The 18,904-nt window shown below is 51.5% G+C and carries 19 protein-coding genes (1 of these 19 cut by a window edge); 18 read left to right on the top strand and 1 reads right to left on the bottom strand.

Annotated features, from left to right (window positions below):
- The 17 genes from AC3RCL_RS29060 to pssA all read left to right on the top strand — a co-directional run.
- Positions 1-516, top strand: partial view of an ABC transporter ATP-binding protein gene (locus tag AC3RCL_RS29060; RefSeq protein ID WP_492533380.1) — the final stretch only. 522 nt of this gene lie to the left of the window's left edge; only the last 516 of its 1,038 coding nucleotides appear in the window; the start codon falls outside the window, past its left edge; its stop codon occupies positions 514-516.
- Entirely contained in the window at positions 509-1,267 is a 759-nt protein-coding gene (locus AC3RCL_RS29055) for an ABC transporter permease (RefSeq protein WP_220683753.1), read from the top strand. Before AC3RCL_RS29060 ends, AC3RCL_RS29055 begins: the two co-directional genes overlap by 8 nt.
- Before the next feature lie 46 nt (positions 1,268-1,313).
- The gene (locus tag AC3RCL_RS29050) at positions 1,314-1,679 is read left to right on the top strand and encodes a GntR family transcriptional regulator (RefSeq protein WP_076326254.1); all 366 of its coding nucleotides are present in this window, start codon (positions 1,314-1,316) and stop codon (positions 1,677-1,679) included.
- Between the two features lie 23 nt (positions 1,680-1,702).
- On the top strand, positions 1,703-2,404 hold the full coding sequence (locus AC3RCL_RS29045; RefSeq protein ID WP_492533378.1) for an ABC transporter ATP-binding protein: 702 nt from the start codon (positions 1,703-1,705) through the stop codon (positions 2,402-2,404).
- Positions 2,401-3,147, top strand: a complete 747-nt coding sequence (locus AC3RCL_RS29040) for a hypothetical protein (RefSeq protein ID WP_426201058.1) — start codon at positions 2,401-2,403, stop codon at positions 3,145-3,147. The genes AC3RCL_RS29045 and AC3RCL_RS29040 overlap by 4 nt, the downstream gene beginning before the upstream one ends.
- A 355-nt stretch (positions 3,148-3,502) precedes the next feature.
- Positions 3,503-4,606, top strand: coding sequence for an amidohydrolase/deacetylase family metallohydrolase (locus AC3RCL_RS29035; protein ID WP_492536491.1), 1,104 nt, complete (start codon positions 3,503-3,505; stop codon positions 4,604-4,606).
- Entirely contained in the window at positions 4,584-5,687 is a 1,104-nt protein-coding gene (locus AC3RCL_RS29030; RefSeq protein ID WP_492533375.1) for a DgaE family pyridoxal phosphate-dependent ammonia lyase, read from the top strand. The genes AC3RCL_RS29035 and AC3RCL_RS29030 overlap by 23 nt, the downstream gene beginning before the upstream one ends.
- A 1-nt stretch (position 5,688) precedes the next feature.
- Positions 5,689-6,444, top strand: a complete 756-nt coding sequence (gene dagF, locus AC3RCL_RS29025; protein ID WP_096777183.1) for a 2-dehydro-3-deoxy-phosphogluconate aldolase — start codon at positions 5,689-5,691, stop codon at positions 6,442-6,444.
- The gene (locus tag AC3RCL_RS29020) at positions 6,437-7,453 is read left to right on the top strand and encodes a sugar kinase (protein WP_192570474.1); all 1,017 of its coding nucleotides are present in this window, start codon (positions 6,437-6,439) and stop codon (positions 7,451-7,453) included. The genes dagF and AC3RCL_RS29020 overlap by 8 nt, the downstream gene beginning before the upstream one ends.
- Before the next feature lie 8 nt (positions 7,454-7,461).
- Positions 7,462-8,178: a GntR family transcriptional regulator gene (locus AC3RCL_RS29015; protein ID WP_015737639.1), complete on the top strand. Its 717-nt coding sequence runs from the start codon at positions 7,462-7,464 to the stop codon at positions 8,176-8,178.
- Positions 8,179-8,524: 346 nt separating this feature from the next.
- Positions 8,525-8,986: a CtsR family transcriptional regulator gene (locus AC3RCL_RS29010; protein WP_009594675.1), complete on the top strand. Its 462-nt coding sequence runs from the start codon at positions 8,525-8,527 to the stop codon at positions 8,984-8,986.
- Between the two features lie 24 nt (positions 8,987-9,010).
- Positions 9,011-9,535, top strand: a complete 525-nt coding sequence (mcsA, locus tag AC3RCL_RS29005; RefSeq protein ID WP_375122059.1) for a protein-arginine kinase activator protein McsA — start codon at positions 9,011-9,013, stop codon at positions 9,533-9,535.
- Between the two features lie 38 nt (positions 9,536-9,573).
- Positions 9,574-10,638, top strand: a complete 1,065-nt coding sequence (gene mcsB, locus AC3RCL_RS29000) for a protein-arginine kinase McsB (protein ID WP_009594672.1) — start codon at positions 9,574-9,576, stop codon at positions 10,636-10,638.
- 119 nt (positions 10,639-10,757) lie between these two features.
- Positions 10,758-13,214, top strand: a complete 2,457-nt coding sequence (gene clpC, locus AC3RCL_RS28995) for an ATP-dependent protease ATP-binding subunit ClpC (protein ID WP_096777181.1) — start codon at positions 10,758-10,760, stop codon at positions 13,212-13,214.
- Positions 13,215-13,695: 481 nt separating this feature from the next.
- Positions 13,696-15,063, top strand: coding sequence for a DNA repair protein RadA (gene radA, locus AC3RCL_RS28990; RefSeq protein WP_009594669.1), 1,368 nt, complete (start codon positions 13,696-13,698; stop codon positions 15,061-15,063).
- A gap of 13 nt (positions 15,064-15,076) precedes the next feature.
- Positions 15,077-16,153 carry a DNA integrity scanning diadenylate cyclase DisA gene (gene disA, locus AC3RCL_RS28985; RefSeq protein ID WP_009594677.1) on the top strand — a complete coding sequence of 359 codons (1,077 nt, stop codon included), beginning with the start codon at positions 15,077-15,079 and terminating at the stop codon, positions 16,151-16,153.
- Positions 16,154-16,202: 49 nt separating this feature from the next.
- On the top strand, positions 16,203-16,937 hold the full coding sequence (gene pssA, locus AC3RCL_RS28980) for a CDP-diacylglycerol--serine O-phosphatidyltransferase (protein ID WP_228468840.1): 735 nt from the start codon (positions 16,203-16,205) through the stop codon (positions 16,935-16,937).
- Between the two features lie 126 nt (positions 16,938-17,063).
- Here pssA and AC3RCL_RS28975 read toward each other — a convergent pair whose 3' ends face one another.
- A complete protein-coding gene (locus AC3RCL_RS28975; protein ID WP_009594665.1) occupies positions 17,064-17,459 on the bottom strand; it encodes a nucleoside triphosphate pyrophosphohydrolase family protein in 396 nt (131 codons plus the stop codon).
- Positions 17,460-17,739: 280 nt separating this feature from the next.
- Between AC3RCL_RS28975 and AC3RCL_RS28970 the strand changes: the two genes are divergently transcribed.
- Positions 17,740-18,828: a PIN/TRAM domain-containing protein gene (locus AC3RCL_RS28970; protein WP_015737636.1), complete on the top strand. Its 1,089-nt coding sequence runs from the start codon at positions 17,740-17,742 to the stop codon at positions 18,826-18,828.
- The last annotated feature ends 76 nt before the right edge of the window (positions 18,829-18,904 follow it).

Here is an 18,904-nt window from a genome sequence, read left to right as displayed (position 1 = left end):
CGCCAACGGCTTGGAATAGCGCAGGCCTTGCTGCATAATCCATCCATCCTCATTCTTGACGAGCCGACGAACGGCCTGGATCCAGCGGGTATCCGCGAGATGCGGGATTACTTGAAGCAAATCGCCAAAGATGAGGGAATTGCCATTCTCGTATCCAGCCATCTGCTGTCGGAGATGGAACTGATGTGCAGCCGTGTGGTCGTTATCCAAGAGGGGAAATTCGTAACCGAGCGTTCTATCGGGGGGACAGTCGTTAATGAAGAATTTACTACGGTAAGCTTCCGCGTGAATGACGCGTCCATGGCTGAACAAACGATTAGACATTTGCAAAACATCACATTGCGGAGCACCCAACTGGAGGAGGGAATCATTACCCTTCAACTTCAGGAAGAAGATATTCCTTCGCTGATCCAGACACTGTGTGATGCACGGGTACGGATTTACCGCGTGGAAGAGATCAAATCGTCACTTGAAGAAGAATTCTTAAAATGGACAGGAGGCAACCGCATTGCGTAGCTTTGGAAATCTCGTCTGGAATGAATGGCTCAAAATGTTCAAGAAACGCAGCTTCTTCCTGCCCTATGCGCTTTTGGCCGGAATGGTGGTCTTCACGGCGTTCTTGCTCTATAAGTTTTCCGGTGGGAGCAGTACCGGTTATGAATTTGCCGAGATAGCTGTTACAACCAAGGGAATGGGGCAAGTGCTGACCCTGCTCGCCATTGTCGTGACGGCAGGAGCCGTAGCGAAGGAACACAGCATGGGAACAATCAAATTGCTGCTTATACGTGCACAGAGCCGCACCAAAATTTTGGCATCGAAATATGTGGCCGTATTGATTTACATCTTAACACTGGTGGCCTTCATGTTTGCTGTAGCCGTGCTGACAGGTCAAATTACGTTTGGCATGGATGTCGGCTCCGTTACGCTTGGCGACGTGCTCATTGGAGCCGTGAACAACCTGGTGTATACAATCGTTTATGTAACGCTAACCTTTATGGTAGGCATTCTAACGAGATCTACCGGTCCTGCAATCGGCATCGGCATGTTCATGGTCATTATGGAAAGTATGGTGGTACAACTGCTTGCGCGTTACTCCTGGTCTAAATACCTTCTGTTCCTGAACGTGGATCTTTCCATGTACAGCGGAGGCGCAAGCTCTCCGATTCCAGGCATGAGTTTAACATTCTCAATGATGATGCTCGCTGTATATCTCCTCTTGTTTCTTGCGATAGGCTTTGTTACGTTTAAAAAACGGGATGTCGCATAAGGAACACTGAGTTCGAGGTAGAGCGGCGGAAAGGAGCAACCCGACAGTGAGTATAGAATTCGACAATAATCTGCCGATCTATTTACAGATCATGACGTATTTAAAGAAAGAAATCATCATCGGCAAACTGCAGCCCGGTGATAAAATCCCATCGGTTCGAGAATTAGCGAGTGAGCTTCAAATAAATCCAAACACGGTGCAGCGAACTTTTCAGGAATTGGAGCGTGAGGGTATTGTGGAGACGCGGCGGGGATTGGGGCGATACGTGACAAGCGAGGAATCCAAAATTATGGAAATCAAAAAAGAAATGGCAGGCGATCTGCTGGAACGCTTTATTCGCGGCATGCAGGAGCTTGGCTTTAAAGATCAGGATATCATATCGATCGTGGAAGATGCTGTGAAGCAGCCATGATCCATAGCGGAGGTGAAATCACGGTGGAGAATCTGTTACAGGTAAAGAACGTGACCAAAACGTATGCCGGTGGCCGCAGAGCGTTACATGATGTTAATCTGGATATCAACGGAGGAAAAATCATTGGTTTGCTGGGCACCAACGGCAGCGGAAAGAGTACGCTAATGAAAATTGCCGCTGGGTTGATTCAGCCCACAACGGGCGGCGCTTACGTGAACGGCAAACCGGTCGGCCTGGAAACGAAAGCCGTCGTTTCCTTTATGCCGGATCGGCCCGTGACGGAATCCTGGATGAAGGTATCGGATGCGGTGGCATATTTTAAAGATTTTTATGAGGACTTTAATATGGAGAAGGCACGCAACATGCTGGATTTCATGAATTTAAAGACCCATGACCGCATCAGTTCCTTATCCAAAGGAATGAATGAGCGCCTGCAGTTATCACTGGCTCTGTCCCGTGAAGCGCAGCTGTATATGCTGGATGAGCCGATTGGCGGAGTGGATCCGGTAGCCCGGGGCAAAATTTTGGATGCGATTGTGGAGTTCTACAACGAAGACAGCAGCATTATCATTTCAACCCATTTGGTCCGGGATATTGAGCGGATATTTGATGAAGTGATCTTTATTCAGGGCGGCGAAGTCGTTATGCATGACGAAGTTGAGAACATCCGCCTAAAACACGGAAAAAGTGTGGATGAGATGTTTAAAGAGGTGTATGCGGAATGATAAAACTGTTCAAATACGACTGGAAGAGAAATTCGACGACGCTGCTCGGCGCCTTCGCGATCCTTCTCATCGTTCAGATTGCGATCACGGTAGCAGGCTCGATAAGAGATTGGGAGCTTGGAATAATGCTGGGTCTAAGCATGCTGGCTTATGGCTCCGTGAGTGTATTGCTTCTTGTGGTCACTGGCAAGAACTTCGGCTATAACATAAAGGCATATCACCGGCGTTTACTCCCCGTACATTCCGTGTGGAATGTGGGTTCATCACTTTTACTGGCATGTGTAAGCTTGCTGGTACTTGGGATATTGATGGCTCTGCATTTATGGTACTACTTGAACGCAGCGGACATTTGGGAATATATCAATTTCGCTGATGTTTCCGTTTCGTATTATGTTGGGCTTGCCCTGCTGATGGTATGGAAATTCATCTATTTGATGATAACGATATTTTTTGCAATTACCGTGGCTAGGAGCATTTCGAAGAAGGGCAGTACATGGATCGGCATTTTGGTGTTCTTCGTATTGCAATACGTGCTTGGCTGGCTTAGCCAAATGCTTTTCGGAGAAGAGGCCGCGTGGGTTGGACCTATGGCTAGCATTTCGTTTTATGAGAAAGAGGCAGACCTTACGGTATCGACCGTGCCATATACATTAGCATGGGGGGCGCTTGCTTTTGAAGTGATATTGGCCGCGTTGATCTTGTATGCAACGGTTTACCTCATCGACCGGAAGGTTGAGGTTTAACCAAAAAAAGATACTTGGAAATCAGGAAAACGAATGAACAAGGTCTAGACTATAGAACGAACAAAGAGACTGCCTATCGAGGGCAGTTTTTTTGCGTATGGAAGGAGATCATAGGGATGAGACAGAACTAGAATCAAACCCTAGCCTTTCTGAGCAAGAATGGAACCCTCCATTAGATCATGTGAAATAGGGATAAATACGTAACTGTGACTTAAACATTATAACGTTATATTCACGTAGCGCTCGTTCTGTGCTATGCTATAACCACGACACTCAACTTACACAATGTAAACCGACGGGATAAGAGGATCCAAGGCTGGTCCGGCAAGGCTGAAGGAGTGAAGCTATGAAGATATTGGAACAGCGTTTTATTATACGCAATGTAAAGACGGTCCATGAGGATGAACCTTTTGACATTGTCATGGAGAACGGGTTCATAACCGAAATAACGCATGCGAACACGGCACAGGGTGCCAACAGTTTTGATGGTACGGGTTTATATGTGTCCAGCGGCTGGATCGATATGCATGTCCATGCGGTCGCCAAGCTGGAGCCTTATGGAGATGCCATCGACGAAATCGGCGTTAAGCAAGGGGTTGCCACCATAATCGACGCAGGAAGCTGCGGCGCGGATACGATTGGAGAACTGGTAGCAGAGGTTGCAAGGTCCAAGACGAATGTGTTTGCTTTTCTGAATATTTCGCATATCGGTCTGCAGCGGGTCGACGAGTTGTCCAGTCTGGAATGGATCGATGCCGAGAAGGCAACAAAGGCGGTAAACACGTATCCGGATCTGATCATTGGACTTAAGGCCAGAATCAGCAAAAGCGTCGTCAAGGACAATGGGGTAGAACCGCTTCGACTCGCAAGAAAATTGTCGGATAAAACGTCACTGCCGCTGATGGTACATATCGGGTCAGGGCCACCTCCGATTGAGCAAGTATTGGAGCTGCTTCAGAAAGACGACATTATTACTCATTATTTGAACGGGAAAGCCAACAATTTATTTGATTCGGACGGGAAGCCGATCCCTGCCCTGGTGGAAGCGATAGCTCGCGGCGTTCATCTGGATGTGGGCCATGGAACGGCAAGCTTCTCATTCTTGGTGGCAGAGTATGCCAAGGCCCAAGGGATTAGACCGGACACGATCAGCACCGATATTTATCGCGGGAATCGCATCCATGGCCCGGTGTACAGCCTGGCTAATGTCATGACGAAGTTCCTGTATTTGGGGTACAGCCTGCAGGAGGTGGTCTCAGCGGTAACGGACCATGCAGCAGGATGGTTGCGCCGTCCGGAGCTTGGCCGAATTCAAGCCGGCGATGCCGCTCACCTGACGCTGTTTGCCCTGCAGCAGGGCGCTATGAGTTTAACGGATTCCGAAGGGGAGACCCGAATCGCTGATCGATATATCGAAGCCAGAGGAGTGGTAGTCAATGGATCATTCATTACATGCTAAATACGGGTTGAAACGCGTGGTTAATGCCAGCGGGCGCATGAGTATTCTTGGCGTATCGGCGCCGACGGATACCGTCATGGAAGCGATGCGGATCGGCGGGCAGAGTTACGTGGAAATCGCGGATCTGGTAGATAAGGCGGGGGATTACATGGCGCGCATCCTTGGTTCCGAGGCTGCGGTCGTTGTCAATTCCGCTTCCAGCGGAATTGCGCTTTCCGTGGCTGGAATCGTCACCGAAGGCAATCGCAGACGCAGTGACCGACTGCACCAGGAGCCCATCGCGAAGAACGAGATTATCATGTTTAAGGGACATAATGTGCAGTATGGTGCACCTGTTGAAACGATGGTTTATCTCGGGGGCGGCAAGGTCGTTGAAGTTGGGTATGCCAACGAAGGGCGCAAGGAGCATATCGCAGAAGCGATTAATGAGCGTACAGCCGCCATTTTGTATGTGAAATCCCATCACTGCGTACAGAAAAATATGATTTCGGTGGAAGAAGCGGCAGAAGTGGCCCAGGCACATGGACTTCCGCTGATTATCGATGCTGCTGCCGAAGAGGATATCCAGAAGTATGTGAAATACGGCGACCTGGCCATATACAGCGGATCCAAGGCAATTGAAGGCCCGACCTCCGGCATTGTCGGCGGCAAACGTCAATACGTCGAGTGGGTAAAAGCGCAGCTGCATGGTATTGGGCGCAGCATGAAGGTAGGCAAGGAGACGACGTTTGGACTGCTTCAGGCGCTGGATGAGTATATGGTGAAGGAAGATAAGAGTGAGCAGGAGAAAGCGGCACTGGAGGAAATGAAATCCTTATCGAAATTGCCGGGCATTGAGGTAACCATTGTTCAGGACGAAGCGGGAAGGGCGATCTATAGGGGGCGCGTGAAAGTCGATGAAAATGCGGTCGGGGTCAGTGCCAAGTCCATGAACGATCAGCTTCGCGAAGGCGATATTGCTGTGTACACCAGGGATTACGGCGTTCGCCAGGGGTATTTTGATATTGATCCTCGCTCGCTTTCCGGGGATGATTTGCAGGTCATTATAACGAGAATACAGCAGATTGCAGGGGGAAACTAAGATGGCAAACATGGAGAAACGTCTTTACAGAAATCGCGCGGCACTGAACGTACTTGCAGGCAGCATTCAGAACGCGAAGGAAATTTTTGAAGCTTCGGAAGGGCATGTGCTGGTCGGCGTATTGTCCAAAAATTACCCGAATGCACAAGAGGCCGTTATTGCAATGAAGGAGTATGGCGCCGTTATCGAAGATGCGGTATCGATCGGATTGGGTGCCGGCGATAACCGCCAAGCTGCGGTGGTTGCCGAGATAGTGAAGAGCTATCCGGGCACGCATATCAATCAGGTGTTTCCGGCGGTCGGTGCAACCCGTGCCAACCTGGGCGGCGAAGAAAGCTGGATCAACAGCCTCGTGTCCCCTTCGGGACAAGTGGGCTACGTGAACATATCTACCGGACCGGTGAGCGCTGCCGGATCGGACAAAGCCGTCGTCCCCGTAAAATCGGCAATCGCGCTTGTACGCGATATGGGCGGCAACGCACTGAAGTATTTCCCGATGCAGGGCTTGAAGCTGGAAGAGGAGTATCGTGCGGTAGCGAAGGCATGCGCGGAGGAAGGATTCGCGTTAGAGCCGACGGGCGGAATCGATAAAGAGAATTTTGAAGCCATCGTCCGCATCGCGTTCGAGGCAGGAGTACAGCAGGTCATCCCTCACGTATACTCCTCGATCATCGACTCGGCCAGCGGGGATACGATCATTAGCGACGTGCAAGAGCTGCACCTTAAGTTAAAAGCGCTGGTTGATCAATATGCCTAAGACGATCGCTGCATTTGGCGAAGTGATGATGCGTCTTCAAGTACCAGGGTATGCTTCCTTGGCACAAGAGAGCCACCTGAACTATTCCTTTTCCGGGACGGGTGTCAACATCGCGTCGGCTGTGGCAAGGTTCGGACATGCCGGGTACCTCGTCAGCACGCTTCCCGACAACCCGCTTGGCGAAGCGGCGATCTCATATCTGCGCAAGCTTGGGATCGGCACTTCGCTCATTAGCCGCGGGGGCAAATATGTCGGCATGTACTTCCTGGAGAATGGGTTTGGCGTTAGACCCGGTCGTGTGACCTATACGGATCGCCTGGGCAGCAGCTTTAATACGGCGGAGGATGCCATGTACGATTTCGATGCGATTGCCGAAAAGATCGACGTGATCCATTTTTGCGGCATCACCCTTTCCATGAACGACACCGTGCGGGGCCAGATGAAGGTCTTGGCTCGCAAGGTCAAGCAAAGCGGCGGAACGGTTGTGTTCGACTGCAACTACCGTCCTTCCTTATGGGGCGCGGACCGCTACGATTTTGCCAAGCCGCACTACGAGGAAATGCTGTCTTTGGCGGATATCGTCTTCATGAACGAGAAGGATGCCATCCATATCCTTGGCATGGAAACAACTCGGGAGGATCGGCACGAACAGCTGCAGGAGTTGATTCCGAAGGTGGCGGCGAAGTATAATATTACGGTTGCGTCGGGTACCCACCGCAAGATCAACGGGGACAATACCCATTCCCTGCAAGGCTATCTTTACACGGATGGAGCGTTTCATTTTTCCCAAACGTTGACGTTCTCCGTTCATGACCGCATCGGGGCGGGCGATGCCTATGCCAGCGGTGTGATTCATGGGATCTCGGAGGGATATGAGCCGGGCCGGACGGTTGATTTTGCCGCAGCGGCGGCGATGCTTGCCCATACCGTAACGGGAGATACGCCGACGGCAAACGAACGCGAAGTGCTTCAGGCGATGAGTCATCATATGTCTGACGTGGAAAGGTAGGAGGAAGCATGTCGATCACGCGGAAGAACGGTCCATTATACTTGCAAATCAAGAAGATCATTAAAGATCGGATTCTGCATGGGGTATATCCACTTGGTTCCCATATTCCTTCCGAGCCGCAGCTGGAACAGGAATTTAACGTCAGCAAAATGACGGTTCGCAATGCGATCCAGGAATTGTACCAGGAAGGGTATGTAGAGAAGCGGAGCGGTGTGGGAACAATCGTAACCCGGAACACGTCCTTTTCCAAGCTGTCCAAGGGGAAGCTGTTTACCGAGATTTTGGTTGAAGAGGGCCACCAGATCCGGAAGCGCCATCTGAAGACGGAATGGGTGCACAATGAACCGGATAGCGAATTGTTCCTGAAATTCGGTGAGCGGTGCCTGCTGATCGAACGGCTGTATTTGCTGGACGGCAGCCCGTTTATCTACTACACCCATTACGTATCGTCCCTGGTGGACATGGGGGAGGAGTTCGATTCAAGCGAACTGCCGTCCTTGTATGAACGTATCGAGGAGAGTCAAATCACGCTGGAGAATTTCCGGGACCGTTTCCTGGCGACCGTGGCTAATGAGGAGATTGCCTCACTGCTGGGCGTAAGCGCCGGGACCCCGTTACTGAAGCGGTTGAGATCCTCCTACGACCAGACGGGCAGCATCATTGAATACAGCATCGGGTATTACAATACGGAGTTACAGCATTATTTGATCAGTTATGATGCTTAAGATACAGAAAACGACAGGAAGAAGTGGCCAAGAGACCGGTTTTAATCCGGAACGTTGGCTGCTTCTTTTTTTATTCCTTCGGTTGAATTGTTCTTCGGAAAAGGGCTATAAGCGATCGAAGAAGTGGGTACAATAAGAATACAGGCATAGCGCGAACATTTGAGAAGTACCCTCTTGGCAAAATGAAAAAATGTGCTATAATGAGATCAAAGTCAAAGAAAGTCAAAGTCAACGAGAGGGTTCGCTGATTTTGATTATGGTTAATCAACGTATAAGCAAGGCTCTGTGCGGACGTGTAAGATCACTATCCGTCTTAACGTTTCAAACAGTGGAGGATGAACAGACCATGCGTAATATCTCTGATATTATCGAACAATACCTGAAGAGCATTTTGCAGGAAAGTCCGGAAGGAACCGTCGAAATTCAAAGGAACGATTTGGCGGAGCAATTTTCTTGCGTTCCTTCCCAGATCAATTACGTGATCAGCACTCGGTTCACGCTGGAGAAGGGCTTTCTTGTCGAGAGCAAGCGCGGCGGGGGCGGATACATACGCATTCAGCGTATCGAGCTTCCCCAGCATACTGCACTCCAGCAGCACCTTCATCATACCATCGGCAGCATGATTGACCAGACGGTAGCGGAAGGCTTGATCTACCAGCTGGAGGAATCCCGGTTTTTGACGAAGCGGGAGGCCAGCCTGATGCGGGCCGCCGTTTCAAGGGAATGCCTGAACGTGAAGCTTCCTTATCGGGATGAGCTGCGCGCAAGGATTATGAAGGCGATGCTGATTTCTTTATTAGGTAAGTGAGTCTGTGTAAGGAGGCATCGGAGTATGTTATGCCAAGAATGCGGTAAACGGCCGGCGACACTTCATTTCACCAAAATTGTGAACGGGGAGAAAACGGAGTTTCATTTTTGTGAAACTTGTGCCCGCGAAAAAGGGGAATTGATCCCCGGTACGTCGAATGGTTTTTCTATACACAGTTTGCTGTCAGGCCTGCTGGATCTGGATCCTTCAGGCAAGGGCCAGACCCCCGGTGCGAAAACGGCCCAGACGCTGCAATGCGAGGAATGCGGCATGACGTATTCCCAGTTCAGCAAGCTTGGCCGGTTCGGCTGCAGCGCGTGTTATAAATATTTCTCGGATCGATTGGATCCGTTGTTCAAGCGAGTCCATGGGGGAACTTCCCATGTGGGCAAAGTGCCGAAGCGTACCGGCGGCCGGATTCAGATCAAACGCCGGATCGATGAGCTTAAAAAGGAGCTTCAAATGAGGATCCTGCAGGAGGAATTTGAAGCGGCTGCCGAGATCCGGGACCAAATCCGCGAGCTGGAGCGTAACATTGCTCAGGGATAAGATCGTTACATTTTGCACTTTAGTAGGAGGAATGCGTGATGTCTAATCTCCGGTTTACCGATTCGGCGCTGAGCGAGTGGATGCGCGGGAACGGTCAGGATTCCGACATTGTCATCAGCACCCGCGTGAGGGTGGCGCGCAACCTGCAGCATCTTCCTTTCCCGCTGCTCGCAACGGATCAGCAGTCGGGAGAAGTGCTAGAGCGCCTGACCCATGTGTTAAAGGATAAGGAGGATTTGCAGGATTTCGGGCATTTGCATGTAATTAAATTAAGTGAGATTGATGAGCTGGATAAGAAGGTTCTCGTCGAGAAGCATCTGATCAGTCCCAATCTGGCTAATGAATCCCGGAACGGTGCCGTCATCCTTACCGAAGATGAATCCGTCAGCATTATGATCAATGAAGAGGATCACTTGCGCATACAGTGTCTGTATCCCGGATTTCAGGTTCGGGAGGCATGGAGCCGCGCGACGGCGCTGGATGATATCTTCGAATCCGAGATCGATTATGCTTTTGATGACAAACGGGGTTACCTAACGAGCTGTCCGACCAATGTCGGCACCGGCCTTCGCGCTTCGGTCATGATGCATCTGCCCGCGCTCGTCATGACGCAGCAGATCAATCGGATTCTCTCGGCCGTATCGCAGGTAGGTTTGACCGTTAGAGGAATTTACGGCGAGGGCAGCGAAGCTTTAGGCAACCTGTTTCAAATCTCGAATCAGATTACGCTCGGGCAAACCGAGTCGGAGATCATCGAGAATCTTCACAGCGTGGCCCTGCAAATCATCGAGCACGAGAAGAATGCCAGGGCGCGGCTCCTTAGTGAATCCAAGCTCCGTATTACGGACCGGGTCATGCGTTCATACGGCATCCTGTCCTATGCAGCGGTCATGGATTCCAAGGAAGCGGCTCAGCGCTTGTCCGATGTTCGGTTAGGCGTGGATCTCGGCCTGCTGGAAGGGCCGGAAATTCCGGTCATGAACGAGCTGAATGTGAAGACGCAGCCCGGATTTCTCCAGAAGACCTATGGAGAGGGCATGAATCCTTCCGAACGCGATATGTACAGGGCTAAGCTCATTCGGGAGACATTGGGCAACCGTTAAGAAGTCGTTAGTTATTATTTCTCGGTTTACAGTTGGATGACGGTATAAACGTCTTAGCCGGCGATACACCGAAATCCGCGAGGTTCAATATATTAATTGAAACGTGGAGGTGCAATACTATGATGTTTGGCAGATTTACGGAACGCGCACAAAAGGTGCTTGCATTGGCTCAGGAAGAAGCGGTACGCCTGGGTCACAACAATATCGGCACAGAACATATCCTGCTTGGACTTATTCGTGAGGGAGACGGCATTGCAGCCAAAGCGCTGATCGGACTTGGACTTGGTCTTGAGAAAATCCAGGACGAAGTGGAGACATTAATCGGACGCGGACAGGAGCAGCCAACCAACATTGCTTACACGCCTAGAGCGAAAAAAGTGATTGAGCTCTCCATGGACGAAGCCCGTAAGCTTGGCCATACGTATGTGGGAACCGAGCATATTCTGCTGGGGTTGATTCGCGAGGGCGAAGGGGTTGCGGCACGCGTGCTGAACAACCTGGGCATCAGCCTGAACAAAGCCCGTCAACAGGTGCTGCAGCTGCTGGGCAGCAGCGAAGCGGTGTCTAGCCATCATGGCACGCCGCAGAACGTGAGCACGCCTACATTGGACAGTCTCGCTCGGGATCTGACCGCCATTGCCAAGGAAGGCAATCTGGATCCGGTCATTGGCCGCAGCAAAGAAATCGAGCGCGTGATTCAGGTGCTTAGCCGCCGGACCAAGAACAACCCGGTACTGATCGGTGAACCGGGAGTCGGTAAGACGGCGATCGCGGAAGGCTTGGCACAGCGCATCATTAACAATGAAATTCCGGAGACGCTGCGCGACAAACGCGTGATGACGCTGGATATGGGCTCAGTCGTAGCAGGTACGAAATACCGCGGGGAGTTTGAGGACCGCCTGAAAAAAATCATGGATGAGATTCGTCAAGCCGGCAACATCATTCTGTTCATCGATGAGCTGCATACCTTGATCGGCGCAGGCGGAGCAGAAGGAGCCATCGACGCTTCCAACATCCTTAAGCCTTCATTGGCGCGCGGAGAGCTTCAGTGCATCGGGGCTACCACGCTGGACGAATACCGCAAATACATTGAAAAAGACGCTGCACTTGAGCGCCGCTTCCAACCGATCACGGTGGATCAACCGTCGCCGGAGGAAGCCATTCAGATCCTGTACGGTCTGCGTGACCGTTACGAAGCGCATCACCGCGTGAAAATTACCGACGAAGCGATTGAACAGGCCGTGAAATTGTCCGACCGCTACATTACGGACCGCTTCCTGCCGGATAAAGCGATTGACCTGATTGACGAGGCCGGTTCGAAAGTTCGTCTTCATACGTATACCATACCGCCAAATCTGAAAGATCAGGAAGCGCATCTGGAGGACATCCGCAAGGAGAAAGACGCAGCCGTCCAAAGCCAGGAATTCGAGAAAGCGGCAGCGCTGCGCGATACGGAGCAGAAGCTTCGCGAGGAGCTCGAAGTCACGAAGAACCAATGGAAAGAAAAACAAGGACGTACCGATTCCGAGGTAACGCCGGAGGACATTGCCGACGTTGTCGCCAACTGGACCGGTATTCCCGTCAATAAACTGAAGGAAGAAGAGACCGAGCGTCTTCTGAATCTGGAAGAAATCCTTCACAGCCGCGTAATCGGCCAAGAGGAAGCCGTCAAAGCCGTAAGCCGTGCGGTTCGCCGGGCACGCGCAGGACTGAAGGATCCGAAGCGCCCAATGGGCTCCTTCATCTTCCTGGGTCCTACCGGGGTAGGTAAAACCGAGCTGGCACGAGCTCTTGCCGAGGCCATGTTCGGAGATGAGAATGCGGTCGTGCGAATCGACATGTCCGAGTACATGGAGAAGCATTCCACGTCGCGTCTCGTCGGAGCGCCTCCGGGATATGTCGGCTACGAGGAAGGCGGTCAGCTGACCGAGAAAGTGCGCCGCAAGCCGTATTCCGTTGTCCTCCTCGATGAAATCGAGAAGGCACACCCTGAAGTATTCAATATCCTGCTTCAAGTGCTGGAAGACGGACGCCTGACCGATTCGAAGGGCCGCGTGGTGGATTTCCGGAATACCCTGATCATCCTGACTTCCAACGTCGGGGCGGAAGCGATCAAGAAGAACTCCACGCTTGGATTTACCGCCGTGACCGATGCAGGCCGCGATTATAACAACATGAAAGGCAAAGTGATGGATGAGCTCAAGAAGAGCTTCCGTCCGGAGTTCTTGAACCGGATCGACGAGATCATCGTGTTCCACTCTCTGGAAGAGAAACACATTGCCGAAATCGTGACGCTGATGTCCGACGAGCTGCGTAAACGCCTGAAAGAATTCGAGGTGCATTTCGAACTCACGGACAAGGCGAAGGCCTTCATAGCGAAGGAAGGATACGATCCGGCTTTCGGTGCCCGTCCGCTGCGCCGGGCTATCCAGAAGCACATCGAGGATCGCCTTTCCGAGGAGCTGCTGAAAGGCAATGTGGCCAAGGGTGACTCGCTTGTCATCGATGAAGCGAACGGCGAACTGGTTGTGAACAAGAGTGAAGGTGTAACGGCCGCATCGGCCGAAACGGAATAAGATAAATAACATCACCCCGCTGGAGTCAAATCCGGCGGGGTTTTTGATTTAAATGTTAACGGATGATGAAGGCTTTGTATGGGGCAGATACATGGATGCTTAGAGGTTATATGGATGAATGGCATATTACGAAAACAGATCCCTCATGTATCAACCCAGCGGAGAGGACGGAATCGTTCTGAAGAAGCGACAGCGGTCGCCTTTAAAACCGGGAAACCACTTTGATTTCGATTCCAGTTCCCTGGTTTTAACAGCGATCGCAAGAACGATCCGGCAGCGAAGCGGACGCGGTTTTTCAGCAGCAATTAACGCATGTTCACCCCCTGCTCCTTCAAATTTGAAACAAATCCATTTCATCCCGCGTAAAGTTTCCAATTAACCTTTACGTTGAATTATAAGAAATGGTAAACTTTGAGTAATGCCTGATTTTGCAGGGTTTTACGGAATCCGACAAATGATGCGCGACATAAAGGAGACTCACATGGCAAAAACTAAGACGAAATTTTTCTGTACCGAATGCGGCTATGAAGCGCCCAAATGGTTCGGAAAATGTCCGGGCTGCCAATCATGGAATTCCATGGTAGAGGAGACCGAGACGGTAATCAAGACCCAGGGGATGAATTCCCCTCTTTTTCATAGTAAAGAAAAACCCCTTTCGATCATAAATATAGAAAGCGGTAAAGAACCCAGAATCCAGACGGGCATTGCGGAATTGAACCGGGTGCTCGGGGGCGGGCTGGTCCCGGGCTCGCTCGTGCTAGTCGGCGGCGATCCCGGCATCGGGAAATCCACGCTCCTGCTTCAAGCCTCCAACCGACTGGCCCAGAACGGCATTCGCGTTCTGTACATTTCCGGTGAGGAATCCGTGCGCCAGACCAAACTGCGCGCTGACCGGCTCGGGGCGCTGTCCCCGGAGCTGTTTGTCCTCTGCGAAACCAATCTGGAATCGATCGAGGAAGCCATTGAGAACGTACAGCCTGGCTTCGTTGTCATCGACTCCATTCAGACGGTGTACTTGCCTGAGGTAACCAGCGCGCCGGGCAGTGTATCCCAGGTTCGGGAATGCACGGCCCGCTTCATGCGGCTGGCGAAGGTGAAGGGCATTGCGACCGTCCTTGTCGGACATGTGACAAAAGAAGGCGCCATTGCAGGTCCAAGGATGCTGGAGCACATGGTGGATTGTGTGCTTTATTTTGAAGGAGAGCGTCATCATACTTACCGCTTGCTTCGCGCGGTGAAGAATCGTTTCGGTTCGACGAATGAGATTGGCATTTTTGAGATGGGTGAGGATGGGCTTCGGGAAGTCGGGAATCCATCTGAGCTCTTTTTATCCGAACGGCCTTTGGGCGTAGCGGGTTCGACCGTAGTTGCAAGCATGGAGGGTACGCGCCCGGTTCTGGTAGAGCTGCAGGCGCTCATCTCCACGACGCACTTCCCGTCACCGCGCCGAATGGGCACAGGGGTGGACCATCACCGCATGAACCTGATCATTGCCGTGCTGGAGAAACGGATGGGGATGTACCTGCAAACCCAAGACGCCTACCTGAACGTAGCGGGCGGCGTGAAGCTCGATGAACCTGCGGTGGATCTGGCCATTGCGGTCAGCATCGCATCCAGCTTCCGCGACATACCGACCAAGCCGTACGACGTTATTTTTGGCGAGGTGGGGCTGACCGGCGAGGTTCGCGCCGTTTCAAGAGCGGAGCAGAGGGTAAGAGAAGCCGAGAAGCTGGGTTTTAAGCGGGTTCTCATGCCGGAGAAGAGTTTGAAGGGATGGAAGCATCCGAAAGGAATACAAATTATCGGAGTCAACACCGTTGCAGATGCATTAGCGGTTGCGTTAGATTAGGGGGCATACGAAGGTGAAAGAAACGAGCCAACTGGACAAAATGAATGATTTGCTGAAGCTGGTAGCACCGGGAACGCCGTTTCGCGACGGACTGGAGAACGTGCTGCGGGCGAAGACGGGCGCCCTGATCGTTGTAGGCTACAGCCCGGAGGTAATGGAAGTTGTCGACGGCGGCTTCTCCATTAACTGCGATTTTTCGCCAAACTATTTATACGAGCTCGCTAAGATGGACGGCGCCATCATCTTGAGTGAAGACTTAAAACGAATCTTATATGCAAATACCCAGCTGATCCCGGATTCCTCGATCTCTTCCATCGAGACAGGGATACGGCACAGAACGGCGGAGCGGGTGGCGAAGCAGACCGGCAAGCTGGTGGTGTCCATCTCGCAGCGCCGCAACATTATTACGCTGTACCAAGGCTCGCTGCGGTATGCATTGAAGGAAATCGGCGTCATCTTAACCAAGGCGAATCAGGCCATACAGACGCTGGAGCGATACCGCGTGGTGCTTAACCAATCGCTGACCAACCTCTCGGCATCCGAATTCGAAGAGCTGGTCACCATCCCGGAAGTCGTGAACGTCATACAGCGGGTCGAGATGGTGCTCCGCATCAAGAAGGAGATCAAGCGCTATATCAACGAGCTCGGCAACGAAGGCCGACTGATCAGCATGCAGATGGATGAGCTTGTGAGCAATATGGAGGAGGAGGCTTGGCTGCTGTATGCAGACTATGCCCGGGAGTACAGCGAGGAGAAGATCCGCGAGATCATTCTCGCGCTCAAGCGTTCAACGGATGAGGAGCTGCTGGACATTCACCATATCGTACGGCTTCTTGGATACCCGGCTTCCGCCGCTGCTTCGGAGGAAGAAATACTGCCGCGCGGTTACCGGATTTTGAACAAAATCCCGCGCCTTCCGAATGTGATCATCCGCAACCTGGTGGACCAGTTCCATGACTTATCCAGCATTATGACCGCTTCCATCCATGAGCTGGATGAAGTAGACGGGATCGGCGAGGTTCGGGCACGCACCATCAAAGAAGGCTTGAAACGCTTGCAGGAACAAGTATTCATTGACAGACAAATCTAAAAGCCCTACAATCGATGTTCGAACGTACATGAACGAGGTGAATATAAAAATGACGAAATCAATTCCGAACATGTTTACTTTAGGTAATCTGTTTCTCGGAATGATTGGTATCATCTTGGCGACGGAAGGTCGAACGAGTATGGCTGCCATTATGATTATCATTGCCATGCTCCTTGACGGACTGGATGGTCGGGTAGCTCGGGCCTTGAATGCCCAAAGCGAATTCGGCAAGGAACTTGACTCCTTGTCCGATGTGATTTCATTTGGCGTAGCACCGGCACTTATTATGTATACCGTAGCGTTTACGGATATTAATACCGCATTGGCTTGGACGGTGACCGCCATATTTCCGATGTGCGGCGCACTGCGGCTTGCAAGATTCAATGTTCGTCCGGGCATCCCGGGATATTTTATCGGCCTGCCGATCCCCGCAGCGGGAGGCGTGCTCGCCACCCTGGCGTTGTTCCATGAAGAGATTACAGCTCCTTATATGATTTTTGCCGTACTATTGCTTTCTTACCTCATGGTTAGCTCAGTCAAGTACCCGAATTTCAAAAAGATCGGCATTCCGAAAACAGCGATTAAATTTACGCCTTTGGTCATCATTGGCGCCGTGATGGTAGCCGTGTTCTTTCCGGAGCAGACCTCCATGCTGATCTTCGTGCCTTTGGTGTTGTATGCTGGTTACGGCTTGAAGCAGAATTTCCGCAGGCTTAACCGTAAAAACCGTCGCAAAAAAGATGACCGCAATTCCGATGAAGCCTATCAGTCTTCGGACCGATAAACGGATGCAAGGACATATATCCAAATAAAAAGCATTTATTTCCCTGCGAGGAGCAGCGAGATAAATGCTTTTTTTGTATGCATGGAGCACCTTGCCGTTAAGGTCCGTTTCGGTATGTAAGCGGCTTTACGACAGGTTGAAGAGACCCAATGTGGAGCATTTCTGCGACTCCTTGACAACAACCTCATCCAGTTGAATGTCCAGAAGATTCGCAAGGGCAGACATATAAAATAGGTTGCGGCCAAGCTCGGTGCTTACCGCTTCGCGGCAATTCTCGCACAGATGGCCTTCGACGTGCGTGCCTGCCAATTCCCGGGCTGATTCGAGATCAGCGCCGATATCGAAGGTTTGCTTCGTGGCGTGGAGCTCGATGCATCCGCATTCTGTGATGGCCTTGGTGACGGCCCGGTTGACTGAAGCATTGCTTTGACCATTTTTAGACAGAACATCCAAGAGACTGCGGTGACGGAGCAACAATTCGGAAACTTGGTCCTGAAAAGCCTGTAAACTAGGAGCGCTCATTTATACATCCACCTCGATATTATGAATTGAGTTCATTATATTCCACTACTTCAGCCGATTTCAACCAGTTTCAGGCGTGTAAAGGCGGTCAATTCCAGTGGTGAGGTCGATGTCAGTACACGTCAAAGCCTGATGGGTGTAGGTAAAAACAGGCAGGTCATCGCATCCGGAAACTTTATAAGAAAAACTTCAATCGGCACGATTACGACTTTGCAAATTGGACCATACTGGAAATAGAAGCCAAGATTATCAGGTATAAAAAGGAGGTGTGCGGAAGCTCATGTTAAAAAAAGCTATCTTAGCATTTACGGTATTATGCGGAGCATGGGGCGGGTATACGTTATATCATACAATGGAACGGTCTTTCTCAGGGCTCTCGCCTATGTTTGGACAAGGAATATTTGCAGCGGGAAGCGGAGCCTTCGCGGTGCTTGGAGGATTATTGTTTGGCATGATCGGCGTGCTGTCGGCGGACCGGGTAACGAGATGGCTGCACAGCCTGATCTCTTCGTTTTCCCGGATCCCGATGAATGAGCTGGCCGCGGGAACGGCGGGATTGTTAAGCGGTTTGCTGCTGTCTTTATTGCTCTCACCGGGGCTATCCTTGCTCGGACAAGCAGGGCAGCTGCTGCAGGTTGGCATCACCCTGCTCGGCGGCTACATCGGTTTACGCATTGGATTGGAGAAGAAGGATGAACTGGCTTCCCTATGGATGTCGGGGAAGTGGAGCCAAACCGCCGAGCCGGAAGGCCGGCGCGTGGAGGAACATAAAATTCTGGATACAAGCGTCATTATTGATGGCAGGATCGCAGATATTTGCAAAACCGGATTTATTGAAGGAACGATTGTCATTCCCGAATTCGTCCTGGAGGAGCTTCAGCATATTGCGGACTCCTCGGATCTTCTGAAGCGAAATCGCGGCCGGCGCGGGCTTGATATCTTGAACAAAATCCAGAAGGAACTGGATGTAAAGGTGCTTATCTACGAAGGCGACTTTGAGGAGATATCCGAAGTGGACAGCAAGCTGGTGAAACTCGCCAAAGTGCTTCAAGGCAAAGTGGTCACGAATGATTTCAACTTGAACAAGGTTTGCGAGCTGCAGGGCGTGTCGGTGTTGAACATTAACGACCTGGCCAACGCGGTGAAGCCGGTGGTTCTGCCAGGGGAAGAAATTCTGGTGCAGATAATCAAGGACGGCAAAGAGCATGGTCAGGGCGTCGCATATCTGGATGACGGCACGATGATCGTAGTGGAGGGCGGACGCGAGTATATCGGCACAATGATGGAGGTGCTGGTTACCAGCGTACTGCAAACCTCGGCGGGCCGGATGATCTTCGCGAAACCAAAACTGTTGGAAAAAGCCCAGTAAAGGGGTATGATGGGGATATACATATCCGGTATTCGTCCTTTTGTGGCGTTTGGGTGAGACAGGAGTTTGGTGTGTG

The organism is Paenibacillus sp. MT86 (assembly GCF_058792535.1).
The sequence above is the reverse complement of the archived record's forward strand: the minus strand, read 5'-3'. Positions and strand labels throughout refer to the sequence as shown.